This is a genomic window from Enterococcus sp. AZ035 (assembly GCF_050548325.1).
In the GTDB taxonomy this organism is placed as follows: Bacteria; Bacillota; Bacilli; order Lactobacillales; family Enterococcaceae; genus Enterococcus; species Enterococcus faecalis.
Genome location: NZ_CP172958.1, coordinates 135,118 through 148,770, shown reverse-complemented (window position 1 = coordinate 148,770; position 13,653 = coordinate 135,118). Strand labels below are relative to the sequence as shown.

Below are 13,653 nucleotides of genomic sequence, written 5' to 3'. Positions count from 1 at the left end.
TTTTTAATTAGCAATTGCCGTTTCTAAACCAACTTCAATCATTTCATTAAACGTCGTTTGGCGTTCTTCTGCCGTTGTTTCTTCGCCTGTCACCAAGCTATCACTCACCGTCATAATCGCCAATGCTTCTACATCAAATTTTGCTGCTAAATAATATAACATTGCCGCTTCCATTTCAATCGCTAATCCCCCGTATCGACCTAAACGAAAGACATCATCTAAACTATCTTTGTAAAAAACATCATCTGACAATACGTTACCAACATGGGTAGTAAAGCCTTTTGCTTTAGCAATTTCGTAAGATTTGAGTAAAAGATCAAAGCTCGCAATTTGTGGAAAATCATATTTAGGAAAATCATTGCGAATCGCGGAAGAAGGCGTCGCTGCTGCTTGTGCGATAACTAATTCACGAACGTTGACTTTTTCTGAAATAGAACCACACGTACCAACACGAATTAACTTCTTCACATCGTAAGAGTTAATTAACTCATGGGCATAAATACCTGCTGAAGGCATCCCCATCCCTGTTCCTTGGACCGAAACACGCTGTCCCTTATACGTTCCTGTGTAACCTAACATCCCACGAACTTGATTATAGCAGACAGGATTCTCTAAAAAAGTTTCCGCAATATATTTTGCTCGGAGGGGATCCCCTGGTAGTAAAATTTTATCGGCAATTTCACCTGGTTTTGCTTCGATATGCACACTCATTCTGGTTTACTCCTTTTTTATAAAGCTGCTAGTGTTGCTTTCACTAACTCTTTGAATTGTCCTTTAACGCGTTCAGTTGTTTCAACTACTTCTGCATGATTTAAGCTACTTTGCATACCAGCTGCTAAATTCGTAATACAAGAGATGCCTAGTACTTTCATGCCACTATGCACAGCTACAATGACCTCCGAAACAGTTGACATGCCAACTGCATCCGCACCCATCGTCCGTGACATTCGAATTTCTGCAGGCGTTTCATATGTCGGGCCAGAAAAGCCCATATACACGCCTTCTTTTAAATCAATATTTTGTTCCGCAGCCACTTTTTTTGCCACTTCCCGATATTCTTGCGTGTAAGCATGACTCATATCTGGAAAACGCGGCCCGATTTCTTCATCATTTTCACCAATTAACGGATTATCGCCTGTAAAATTAATGTGGTCATTGATTAACATCAAATTTCCCGGTGTATATGTTTCATTTACGCCACCAGCTGCGTTGGTTACAATCATTGAATGAATGCCTAAAGCAGCCATCACACGAACGGGATAAGTGACCGTTTGCATCGAATGTCCTTCATAATAATGAAAACGCCCTTGCATCGCCAAAACTTTTTTTCCAGAAAGCGTTCCGTAAACTAATTGTCCAGCATGTCCAACGACTGTTGAAACAGAAAAATGGGGAATTTCAGAGAAAGGAATAGCAATCGCATCGGTTATTTCATTAGCTAATTCACCTAACCCAGAACCTAAGATTAGACCGAAGTCTGCTTGTTGCACCCCTTTTTCTTTCAAGAACTCAGTTGTTTCGTTTAAATGATTCGTTAACGTTGTCATGTGTTGCCTCCTCGAATTATTGTAATTGATTTAAAAAGCTTTGACCGTTTTCCGTTGCAGGAACTTCAAAGTTTTCAGCAATCGTTGCTGAAATATCTGAATAAAATCCTTGTGGCAAGCTGCCTTGTTTTGTCATTTTTTTACTATAAGCCAATAAAGGCACATATTCACGTGTGTGGTCTGTTCCTGGGAAAGTTGGATCATTCCCGTGATCTGCTGTAATTAAAAGCAAATCATCTTCGGCCATAGCTGCCATAATCTCTGGCAAACGACCATCAAAATCTTCGATGGCTTTTGCATAGCCCTTTACATCACGACGGTGACCATACAGCGCATCGAAATCCACTAAGTTAGTAAAACTTAAACCTGTGAACTCTTTGTTCATGACCGTTAATAATTGATCCACCCCATCCATATTGCTCTTCGTGCGGATAGCTTCAGTAATTCCTTGTCCATTAAAGATGTCGTTAATTTTCCCAACAGCGATCACATCATTGCCGTTTTCTTTCAACGAATCTAAAACAGTATGGCCAAAAGGATCTAGAGCATAGTCATGACGGTTACTGGTTCGAGTGAAATTACCTGGTTCACCAACATACGGGCGAGCGATAATCCGACCAATCATATAAGGTTCGTCTTTCGTAATGTCACGAACATATTGACAAATTTTATACAATTCTTCTAATGGAATAATGTCTTCATGCGCCGCAATTTGTAAAACAGGGTCTGCTGAAGTATAAACGATTAGATCCCCAGTTTTCATTTGATGTTCGCCATAATCATCAATGACTGCTGTCCCGCTATATGGTTTGTTACAAACAACTTTTCGCCCAGAAAAATCTTCAATTTGTTTCAGTAATTCTTCAGGAAAGCCGTTTGGGAATACCCGAAAAGGTTTTTTGATGTTCAAGCCCATAATTTCCCAGTGACCGGTCATAGTATCTTTTCCAACAGAAATTTCTTCTAATTTGGTAGCATAGCCATCGTGGTCTGCCACTGCTTTGACACCTGTTAAAGGAGCAATAGTTCCCAATCCAAGTTTTTCTAAATGAGGAATGGTTAGTCCCGCTTCTTTGGCAATATGACCCAGTGTATCACTGCCGACATCTCCAAATTTTTCAGCATCTGGTGCTTCACCAATACCGACTGAATCTAGTACGATTAAATGAACACGTTTAAACACACTTGCTTCCTCCTCTAAGGTCGTAAATACGTCAAGAATGACAATTATTTTACGCTAGCCTTTTAAATAGTCTCGAGAATCAAACAGAATAATCTATTTATTCTCAGCTCTTCAATTATACCATGAATCCGCTATTATTGCCTGAAAGAGCATTAAAATTTTCACTGATTCCTTTGATTTTAGCAGGGCTTAAAAATTGAAAGAAAAAAAGTCTCCCACCGTAATTAGGAAACTTTTTTATTGTTTTTTTCGAATAGCCTGCTCCTTAAAAAGAACACGACTCTTTATCCAATCGAAACTTTTAACACTCCAAGCGGTCTCCCTCTTTTGGCACATTTAAATACCAGATAACCGCTTCTGATAAAATCACACCAATGCCAATGGGCGGATAAAAATAAATACCGATATATCCGATTGCGAAAAGACAAAGATGAATGATTTTTGTTGCCTTACTATAAGATTTCGATTTTCTTAACTTAGCTGCACCTTGTGGATCTTTCACTACATTGTCTTCATAAATGATCCTTGTTAGCAAGAAGTAGGCAAAATCCCAAACCGTATACACAACAAGATAAAAATAAACAGGTGCCCGCATCCACCAAAATTCACTCACCCAAGCAGTTGCTACCGGAATGAAGGCCATGGAGAATAACCAAAAATTATTTGCCCAAAACGCTTTTTTAGAAAACCAATGAGTTACGGACATTATGTAATGATGATTGTACCATGCGATACAGATAAAAATAAAACTGACAATAAACGATAAAAAATATGGGATATTTTCTATCAAACCTGCCAAAACACCCACTTGAGGAGTTTTAATTTCTAAAATCATGATGGTCATGATGATGGCAATGACTGCATCACTAAATGCTTCTACGCGTGTTTTATTCATTGAACGTCCTCCACTTTTCCTATGCTTACTACAAACAAAAGTATAGCAGAAAAACCAACGATTTTTGAAAAAAAGCTGCTAGACCTGTTTGGTTTTTTTCAAAATTTCGACACTTCCTTCGAATTGTAAAGAACAGCTAAAAGAAAAAAGAAAAGTTACCTTTATCAACTCGCTTTTTTACAGTGAGGCAGTGCCTAATGCCGCTTGTGTTCAACTGATTATCCTAAGAAAAGAAATGGCCCCCCGTCGCTTTGACGGAGGGCCTATTTCTTTTCTTATTTCGTTTTGACGTAATTTTTCCCGTTCGCTTTTGGTCCCGATGATTTTCCGAAGAACACAACTAGGACTAAAATGGTTAATACGTATGGTGCTGCTTGTAGATAAACTTTTGGAATTTCTGAAATAATTGGTAGGTTTTCCCCAGCAATACTTAAGTTTTGTGCAAAGCCAAAGAATAAGGCTGCGCCCATTGCCCCAAGTGGATTCCATTTACCAAAGATCATTGCGGCCATTGAAATAAACCCTTGTCCTGCAATTGTGGTAATCCCAAAACGACCCGCAATACTTTGAGCAAAGACAGCTCCGCCCATACCGCCTAAGAAGCCGGATAGTAAGACACCAGAATAACGCATTAAGTAGACATTAATTCCCAATGTATCTGCCGCTTGTGGATGTTCCCCCACAGAACGTAACCGTAAGCCAAAACGTGTTTTATAAATGACAAACCAAGCTAAAATCGCAATCAAAATTGCTACGAAAGCTGGCAAAGAGGTTTTTGCAAAGAATAGTTCACCAATCACTGGAATTTTTGACAATCCTGGGAAAGAAAAATAACCAAATGATTGTGTAATCATATCTGTTTGTCCTTTTTGATAAATAACTTTTACTAGGAAAACCCCTAGCGCCGGTGCCATCAAGTTAATGACAGTACCACTGATAATATGATCTGCTCGTAAGTTAATAGTTGCAACGGCATGTAAGAGAGAAAAGACAATCCCGACAACGCCTCCTACTAAACAAGCAATCCATGGTGTCGCCGCGCCAAATGTATCAGCAAACGTCAAGTTAAAAACGACCGAACTGAAAGCACCCATTACCATAATACCTTCCAAACCAACGTTAACCACACCACTTCGTTCTGAGAACGTTCCGCCTAATGCTGTCAAGATGAGCGGAGTTGCATACACTAATGTTTGCGTGATGATTGAGGAAATTGTTGCTAAATCCATTAGATGTCTCCCCCCTCTTGATTGTTTTTGTCTGGCGCCGCTTCAATTGTTTCTACAATCGCTACTTCTTTTTTACTACCAGACGCTTTTGCTAACAAGAAACGAATTAAATAACTAATTCCCACAAAGAAAATAATCGCTGCAATAACAACATCAACTAATTCGGTTGGTACACCAGCTATCAACGGCATCCCTTGTCCACCAAGTTTTAACATCCCGAACAGTAATGCGGAAAGTAAAATCCCGATTGAGCTACCTGCTCCTAATAGAGACACGGCCATACCATCGAACCCAATGCTCAACGATGTGTTTTGAATAAAGAAGTTTTGGAAAGTTCCCAATCCTTGGACCGCACCACCTAAGCCAGCTAGCGTTCCTGAAATCATCATGGATAAAATAATCGTTCGCTTGCTGCTCATTCCAGCATATTCAGAAGCAAATGGGTTTAACCCCACCGACCGAATTTCAAAACCAAGCGTTGTTTTTTTCATCAAGAACCACACAAGAATAAGGAAAATGAAGGCCAAGAAAATGCCGATGTTCAAACGAGAGCCATCACTGATACTTGTTAAAAACGGTGAGCGTAATGATGCATTCGCACCAATCATTTTGGTGATCCCTTTGTTCGCCATAATACTTGGTTTCATGACATTATTAGCAATATGATTTCCTGTGTATAATAAAATATAATTCAACATAATCGTAACAATAACTTCACTCGTCCCAAAATAGGCACGCAAGAAACCTGGAATGGCTGCTGCTAAAGCTCCTGCAACTGCCCCAACAATAATCGCCACCGGCAACGCAATCATCCGGGGTGCATCAGGCATGGATAAAGCGACCCAAATACTAGCCACCCAACCACATAAGGCTTGTCCAGAAAGCCCGATATTAAAGAATCCAGCCGAATTAGCCACCGAGAATCCTAAAGCGGTAAAAATCAACGGTGCTGCGGTGACAAAAATCTCACCAATACTTTTCTTTCCTTGGAAAGCTGTTTCAAACATCGCTTGATACCCAGCCACTGGGTCATAGCCAAAGATAACCATAATAATTGCCCCTAAGAGGAAACCCATAATAACAGATAACACAGGGACTAAAATATTTCTTATTTTTTCAGAACGATTATTCAACAGTTTCACCTGCCTCTACTTTTGATAACTCAGCACGGGCTTCTTCCAATGAGTAGCCAGCCATTAACAAGCCCAATTCATTTTCTGTCGTTTCTTTCGGATCAACAATTCCGACAATTTCCCCCGCATGAATAACAGCGATACGATCAGAAACGTTTAAAATTTCATCTAATTCAAAACTTACTAATAAAACAGCTTTATTTTTATCTCTTTGTTCAATTAGTCGACGATGAATGTATTCAATAGCTCCGACATCTAAACCGCGTGTTGGTTGAGAAACAATCAACAAATCTGGATCGCGGTCCACTTCTCGGGCAATAATCGCTTTTTGCTGATTCCCACCTGAAAGCGCCCGAGCTGGTACTAATTCATTAGGAGTCCGTACATCATATTCTTCAATTAATTCACGGGCATGTTTGTTAATCATTCGATAGTTTAAAATACCTGTTGAACTGTATGGTTTTTGGTAATACGTTTGTAGGCCAATATTTTCAGCCAATGTCATCTCTAATACCAAGCCATATTTATGTCGGTCTTCAGGAACGTGGGCGACACCCATTTCCGTAATTTCCCGAGGTTTGCGATTAGTAATCTCTTTTTCATTCAAATGAATGGACCCGTTTTCGACTTTGGTTAATCCTGCTAAGGCTTGGATTAATTCTGTTTGTCCATTGCCATCAATCCCCGCAATTCCAACAACTTCCCCTGCTCGGACATCTAAGCTAAGATTTTTCACTGCATCTAAGCCGCGGCTTTCTTTCACTACTAAATCTTTAATTGATAAAATTGTTTCTTTCGGTTGCGCTGGTTTTTTCTCTGTTTTGAAGGAAACAGAACGACCCACCATCATATCGGCTAACTGTTGCGAAGAAACGTCTTTCACATTGACGGTGCCAATACTTTGCCCCCGGCGAATAACCGTACAACGGTCGGCCACTTTTTTAATTTCATCTAACTTATGTGTAATTAAAATGATCGATTTGCCTTCATCGGTTAGTTCTTTCAAAATAATCATTAATTCATCAATTTCTTGTGGCGTTAATACTGCGGTTGGTTCGTCAAAAATTAAAACGTTCGCACCACGATATAAGGTCTTTAAAATTTCAACCCGTTGTTGCATACCCACAGAAATATCGCGAATATAGGCATTGGGATTTACATCCAACCCGTATTGCTTAGACACTTCTTCAATCTCTTTTTTCGCTTTTTTCCGGTCTAAAATACCGCCATGGGTAGGTTCACTACCTAAGATAATATTTTCAGTCACAGTAAAGGCTTCAACTAACATAAAATGCTGATGGACCATTCCGATTCCTAAACGATTGGCTGCAGTAGGACTTGTAATGTTGACTTTTTCGCCATTCATATAAATCTCACCTGAGGTCGGTTCCAATAGCCCTGATAAGATATTCATCAAGGTCGACTTGCCTGCACCATTTTCACCTAGCAGTGCGTGGATTTCACCAGGTTTTACTTGTAAATCAATTTGGTCGTTGGCTTTGAACGTCCCAAATTCTTTGGTGATTTTACGCATCTCAATTACGTTTTCTTCTTGAGACAAGGTCTATTCACTTCCTAACAAAATTATATTGGCAATACTTTAGAGGGTAATTTTGACCCTTAACTAAGTAGTTGAAGAACTTCAACTATTTAGTTAAAAATCCAAACATCATAAAGGGTTCCCTTGGCAGCCGTCGCTGCCAAGGACCACTTTATTTTTAGAAGGAACAATAATGAGCCCTTCTTTTTTCATTTAGGAGCTTAAATTATTCTGGTTTTTCTGGGACTTTTACGTCACCTGAGATTACTTTATCTTTTGCTGTTTTAACAGCTTCTTTTGTTTTGTCGTTTAAATAGCCGTCTGTTAAGTCAACGCCACCATCTTTTAATCCATAAACTAAATGTTCGCCACCAGGGAATTTGTCTTCTAACGCACGGTTGGCAATATCTTGAACCGCTGTGCCGACACCTTTAAGCGTTGAAGTTAACGTGAAGTTGTCTTCTTTGCCGTCTTTTGTTTTGTACTTGCCATCAGCATCTTGATCGCGGTCAACGCCGATTACCCAAACTTTGTCGCCAGAACCTGATTCATTCAAGTCTTTTGCTTCTTGGAAGACCCCTTGTCCAGTCGCACCAGAAGCATGGAAGATGATATCAACGCCGTTTTGGTACATTGCAGCAGCTAAAGCTTTCCCTTTGGCAGGATCAGCAAATGAAGCCGCATATTTCGTATCAACAGTAATTTCTTTACCTAATTCTTTCGCAGCATCAGCCACACCTTTTTCAAAACCAGCTTGGAAACGGTCAATTACGACCCCTTCTTCACCACCAACAAAACCGACTTTGTTCGTTTTTGTTTCATTTGCAGCAGCAACACCGGCTAAGTAAGCTGCTTCATTATCTCTAAATGTTGCAGAAACGACATTCTTTTTGCCATCGATTTGATCATCGATTAAAACAAAGTTTGTATCAGGGTTGGCATCTGCTGCAGAAGAAATTGCATCTTTTAGCAAGTAGCCAATACCAAAGATTGTGTTGAATTTACTTGATACCGCTTGGTCAATATTGGTTGTATAGTCAGCTGCATCATTCGATTGAATATATGCATACCCTTTTGAACCTTCTGGTAAATCATGTTCTTTACCCCAAGCTTGCAATCCTTCCCAAGAAGATTGGTTGAACGACTTGTCATCCACGCCGCCTGTATCTGTAATGATTACAGCACTATGCGCTGCATCCCCTTTGCCACCGCCGCTTTCAGCGGTTTTGCCTTTGCCACCACCACATGCTGCAAGTGAAACTGATAAACCTAATGCAATCAAACTAAAACCGAATAATTTTGCTTTTTTCATTTCTGTAAAGCCTCCTAAAAATAGTTTAATGTATTTAAACAACTAAGTTGTTTCTAAGGTTGGTCTGGGACTTTTACGTCACCAGAGATGATTTGTTCTTTGGCTTCTTTAACTGCCGTTTTGGCTTGATCGCTTAGGGCTTCTGTTGTTAAATCAACACCGCCATCTTTCAATCCATAAGTTAAATGTTCGCCGCCAGGGAATTTATCTTCTAATGCAAGATCAGAGATTTTTTTCACAGCAATATTTACACCTTTAATGGTTGAAGCTAACGTTAAGTTATCATCCTTGCCATCTTTGGTTGTATATTTACCGTCTTCGTTTTGGTCACGGTCAACACCAATCACCCAAACTTTATCTTTTGAACCTGTTTCATTTAGCGCTTTGGCTTCTTGGAAGATTCCTTGTCCTGTAGTCGCCGCTGCGTGATAAATAATGTCGGCACCTGCTTGATACATAGAAGAAGCTAAGGCCCGTCCTTTTGAAGCGTCTGCAAATGTCCCTGCATAAGTAGACGTAATTTGAATATCTTTGCCTAATTTTTTGCCAGCGTCTGCTACACCTTTTTCAAAACCAGCTTGGAAACGGCCAATAACAGGTCCTTCAACCCCGCCGATAAATCCTACTTTGTTGGTTTTCGTAGTGTTAGCTGCTGCCACACCTGCTAAATACGCAGATTCATTATCTCTAAATGTTGCAGAAGCGACGTTGTTTTTCCCATTAACTGTATCGTCGATTAGAACGAAATTCGTTTCTGGGTTGGCGTCCGCTGCATCTACTACTGCATTTTTTAGTAAATAGCCAATGCCAAAAATCGTTTTAAATTGACTTGAAATGGCTTGGTCAATGTTTGATGTATAATCAGATGCTTCATTTGATTGAATATACGCATACCCTTGAGGTCCTTCTGGAAGTTTGTGCTCTTTGCCCCACTCTTGCATTCCTTCCCACGCAGATTGGTTAAAAGATTTGTCATCAATGCCGGCTGTATCTGTGACCATTACGACACTATGTTGTGGATCACCTTTTGTGTTGGCGTTCTTTTTGCTATTGCCGCCACATGCAGCTAACCCAATGGTTAAGGCAACTGCTGCCAATCCTAGACCTAAAAATTTTGCTTGTTTCACTTTCCGAAAAGCCCCCTACTATTTTATCTATTATTTCATTCGCATTTATGCTATTGAAATCTACTTTGAGCCCAACGAAACCTTATGTCCTTTTTTTAAAAATCTTTATCTGTAAATGAATAGGGCAATAATGCCTCAACTGTCATTGTTTTAGTCGCGCCATCTTTACCAACTAGCGTGACCGGCATTTGTGGATCAAAGAATTCAGCCATTACTTGACGACAAGCGCCACATGGAGAAATGGGTGCCTCTGTATTACCTGCTACAACTAAATGTTGGAAGGTCCGTTCATCTTCTGAAATGGCTTTAAAAATCGCCGTTCTTTCTGCACAATTTGTTAAACCAAAGGAGGCATTTTCAATGTTGACTCCTTGATACATTTTCCCGTCTGCAGTCACTAAGCAAGCGCCCACAGGAAAATTAGAATACGGTACATAGGCGTGTGCCAATGCTTCTACGGCACAATCAAGCCATTCTTGTTTTACTGTCATCTTTTTCGCCACACCTTCGTTTAATTTGAAATACGAATTAATACCCTTCGCCAGTTGCGCCAGAAACAATTGCTACACCCGTACTTGCACCGATGCGTGTTGCCCCCGCTTCAATCATTGCTAACGCTTCTTCTGCATTATGCACGCCACCAGAAGCCTTAACGCCCATGTCAGGACCAACTGTCTCACGCATTAAACGAATGTCTGCTACTTTAGCGCCGCCTGTTGAGAAGCCAGTAGATGTTTTAACGAAATCGGCACCTGCTTCTTTGGCTAATTCACAAGCTTTAACTTTTTCTTCGTCTGTTAATAATGCTGTTTCAATAATCACTTTGACTAACGCTTTTCCTTTGGCTGCATCTACTACGCCTTGAATGTCTTGACGTACGTAATCGTATTGTTGTGATTTTAATGCACCAATATTAATCACCATATCCACTTCATTCGCACCATTTTTAATCGCATCAGCTGCTTCGTATGCTTTAACTTCTGGTGTATTTGCCCCCAAAGGAAAGCCAATAACGGTACACACAGCGACGTCGGTATCTGCTAATTGCTCGCTAGCAAAAGCGACCCAACAAGGATTGATACATACAGAGAAAAAGTTGTACTCCTTAGCTTCGTCAATAATTTTTTGGACAGCGGCTTCTGTCGCTTCTGGTTTCAAAATAGTGTGGTCAATCATGCGGTTTAATTCCATGATGAGAATTCCTCTTTTCTTTTTGTTTTATTCCGTAATAATATCGTGAATCAAAATAGGCTCTTCGCCGGTTGGTCCAATTTCAATGTTTTTATAAAGCAATTGTTCGACTTCTGTCACGTCTTCACGATTGGCATAAATGGTTAGTAATGATTCGCCTTTTTCAACTGGGCTCCCTACTTTTTTGTGAAGTTTCAAGCCAACTGCAAAATCAATCGTATCTTCTTTCGTAGCACGACCAGCGCCCAGCAACATTGCGGCAACGCCAATTTCATTGGCAACGATTTTTTGTACCACGCCTGTTTCTTTGGCAGGTAAATCAAATTGATAAGTTGCGGTTAATAATTTTTCTGGCTGGTCAACAACGGAACTGTCGCCGCCTTGATTTTCAATCATTTCTTTAAATTTTGCGAGCGCTCGACCGCTTGTTAATGCTTCTTCTAATAAAGCCCGTGCTTCGTCTAACGTCTCGGCTTTTTTAGCTAAAACGACCATCTGACTTCCTAAGACATAGCACATCTCCACTAAATCTTCTGGCCCATTTCCTTGCAAGGTCTCGATTGCTTCAACGATTTCTAAACTATTTCCGATGGCCTCCCCTAAAGGTTGTGACATGTCTGAAATTACTGCCATCGTTTGGCGATTTGCCAGTTTTCCAATGCGAACCATTGTTTCCGCTAATCGACGAGCACTTGCTAGGTCTTTCATAAAGGCCCCTTCACCAGTAGTCACATCTAAGACAATCGCATCTGCCCCTGCGGCAATTTTTTTACTCATAATGGAACTTGCAATTAATGGAATTGAGTCAACAGTGGCGGTCACATCGCGTAACGCATAAAGTTTTTTGTCTGCTGGTGCTAGATCACCTGACTGACCAATTACTGCCACTTTTGTATCGTTCACCAATTGAATAAAACGTTCTTCTGTCAATTCAACTTTAAAACCAGGAATCGCTTCTAATTTATCCAACGTACCGCCCGTGTAGCCTAAGCCACGACCAGACATTTTTGCTACATTGACCCCGACACTAGCAACTAACGGCGCTAAAATAAGCGTCGTAGTGTCGCCTACGCCACCTGTAGAATGCTTGTCGACTTTGATTCCTTCTATAGAAGAAAGATCCACAATTTCGCCTGAATGGACCATTGCTAACGTCATTTGTGTAATTTCTTCGTCTGTCATATCTTGGTAAAAAACAGCCATTAAAAAGGCACTTACCTGATAATCTGGAATTGAACCATCTGTGTATCCGTTGATAATAAATTGAATTTCTTCGCTTGTTAGTTGATGCCCGTCACGTTTCTTTTCAATAATGTCTACCATTCTCATGAATTCGTTCCCTCCGATTTCCCGATAATGTATTATACAACAAAATCGTTCAGCTTTAAACCATTTAGTAAACCAGTTTACTATTATTTTTTTCTTGTGAAAACGCAAACAACACGAACATTCTATTTCTAAGCTGTTTTTTAAATCGGTTTTGTGCTTTTTCTAGCAATAAACGTCGCATCGAAAACTTTATTTGGAACTTTCCCTGTTGGATCTGCAATAGCTTCCACCAAAAATTTTGCTGCATAATAGCCAATATCAAAACTCGGCTGATAGACAGTTGTTAAACTCGGCACCAAATATTCGGAAATTTCCAAGCCATCAAAACCAACCACCGAAATATCGTCAGGAATTTTCTTGCCCGCTTCTTCAATGGCTTGATAGGCCCCCATCGCCATTTCATCATTGCCACAAAAAATTGCTGTGATTTCTTCATTTTTCAAAACTTCTTTCGCCGCAGCATAGCCGCCATGCAAGTTCAATTCCCCAGCACAAACATAATGCGGACGAAAAGGTAAATTATTGTCCTGTAACGCATGCTGATACGCCGTCACTCGTTCCGTCAAACGATAATAGCCGGCACTTTCACGCAACATGCCAATATGCTGATGCCCTTGTTGAATCAAATGATGGACCGCTTGATAAGCACCTTCGTACTCTTTAACGATTAATCGTCCACTATCTCGTGGATTAATCCCACGATCGACAAGAATGACAGGAATCGGATGTTCTCGTCGGTCTTTTAAAATATGATTTTCTGGCAAAACATTCGGCGTGGCAAAAATAATGCCATCCACCGACCGATGAATCAACTCGCTAACATATTGCATCGCTTGCTCGGAATCATGCTTTGAATTGCATAACAAAATCATGTAGCCTAACGAATTTAAATATGTTTCTACACCTTCAATCACTTTTGAGAAAAAGAAATCCGTCACATCTGGCACAATCATACCAATGGTTTTGGAATGACGGTTGATTACATTCGAAGCAAAGTAATCTGGTTTGTAATGATTTTCAGCGACTACCGCCAACACCTTGTTGCGGGTTTTTTCACTGAAACGACTCCCTTTATTATTCAGAATTTGTGAGACGGTTGTGACAGAAACACCAGCCATATCAGCAATTTCTTTAATCGTTAGTTTCATCGCGCCCCTCCCAACGTCT

General features: G+C 40.2%; 13 protein-coding genes. All 13 read right to left on the bottom strand.

What is annotated here, in order from left to right; genetic code table 11:
• Positions 1 to 3 precede the first annotated feature (3 nt).
• Positions 4 to 711: a purine-nucleoside phosphorylase gene (gene deoD, locus IGL32_RS00640; RefSeq protein WP_156210223.1), complete on the bottom strand. Its 708-nt coding sequence runs from the start codon at positions 709 to 711 to the stop codon at positions 4 to 6.
• A gap of 17 nt (positions 712 to 728) precedes the next feature.
• A complete protein-coding gene (locus tag IGL32_RS00635; protein WP_002356180.1) occupies positions 729 to 1,547 on the bottom strand; it encodes a purine-nucleoside phosphorylase in 819 nt (272 codons plus the stop codon).
• 16 nt (positions 1,548 to 1,563) lie between these two features.
• The gene (deoB, locus tag IGL32_RS00630; RefSeq protein WP_002387505.1) at positions 1,564 to 2,730 is read right to left on the bottom strand and encodes a phosphopentomutase; all 1,167 of its coding nucleotides are present in this window, start codon (positions 2,728 to 2,730) and stop codon (positions 1,564 to 1,566) included.
• A gap of 301 nt (positions 2,731 to 3,031) precedes the next feature.
• Positions 3,032 to 3,625, bottom strand: coding sequence for a TMEM175 family protein (locus tag IGL32_RS00625; protein WP_002367631.1), 594 nt, complete (start codon positions 3,623 to 3,625; stop codon positions 3,032 to 3,034).
• 275 nt (positions 3,626 to 3,900) lie between these two features.
• Entirely contained in the window at positions 3,901 to 4,854 is a 954-nt protein-coding gene (locus IGL32_RS00620; protein ID WP_002356172.1) for an ABC transporter permease, read from the bottom strand.
• Positions 4,854 to 5,987 (bottom strand): ABC transporter permease, encoded by a 1,134-nt coding sequence (locus tag IGL32_RS00615; protein ID WP_002356171.1) that lies wholly within the window; start codon positions 5,985 to 5,987, stop codon positions 4,854 to 4,856. The genes IGL32_RS00620 and IGL32_RS00615 overlap by 1 nt, the downstream gene beginning before the upstream one ends.
• Entirely contained in the window at positions 5,980 to 7,548 is a 1,569-nt protein-coding gene (locus tag IGL32_RS00610; protein ID WP_002381361.1) for an ABC transporter ATP-binding protein, read from the bottom strand. The genes IGL32_RS00615 and IGL32_RS00610 overlap by 8 nt, the downstream gene beginning before the upstream one ends.
• A gap of 205 nt (positions 7,549 to 7,753) precedes the next feature.
• A complete protein-coding gene (locus IGL32_RS00605; RefSeq protein WP_002356169.1) occupies positions 7,754 to 8,839 on the bottom strand; it encodes a BMP family lipoprotein in 1,086 nt (361 codons plus the stop codon).
• Between the two features lie 53 nt (positions 8,840 to 8,892).
• Entirely contained in the window at positions 8,893 to 9,966 is a 1,074-nt protein-coding gene (locus IGL32_RS00600; RefSeq protein WP_002356168.1) for a BMP family lipoprotein, read from the bottom strand.
• Between the two features lie 95 nt (positions 9,967 to 10,061).
• Positions 10,062 to 10,526, bottom strand: coding sequence for a cytidine deaminase (locus IGL32_RS00595; RefSeq protein WP_002387503.1), 465 nt, complete (start codon positions 10,524 to 10,526; stop codon positions 10,062 to 10,064).
• Positions 10,495 to 11,157, bottom strand: coding sequence for a deoxyribose-phosphate aldolase (gene deoC, locus IGL32_RS00590; protein WP_002356166.1), 663 nt, complete (start codon positions 11,155 to 11,157; stop codon positions 10,495 to 10,497). Before deoC ends, IGL32_RS00595 begins: the two co-directional genes overlap by 32 nt.
• Positions 11,158 to 11,184: 27 nt before the next feature.
• Positions 11,185 to 12,486: a pyrimidine-nucleoside phosphorylase gene (locus IGL32_RS00585; RefSeq protein ID WP_002356165.1), complete on the bottom strand. Its 1,302-nt coding sequence runs from the start codon at positions 12,484 to 12,486 to the stop codon at positions 11,185 to 11,187.
• 140 nt (positions 12,487 to 12,626) lie between these two features.
• The gene (locus IGL32_RS00580; RefSeq protein ID WP_002356164.1) at positions 12,627 to 13,634 is read right to left on the bottom strand and encodes a substrate-binding domain-containing protein; all 1,008 of its coding nucleotides are present in this window, start codon (positions 13,632 to 13,634) and stop codon (positions 12,627 to 12,629) included.
• Between the last annotated feature and the right edge of the window lie 19 nt (positions 13,635 to 13,653).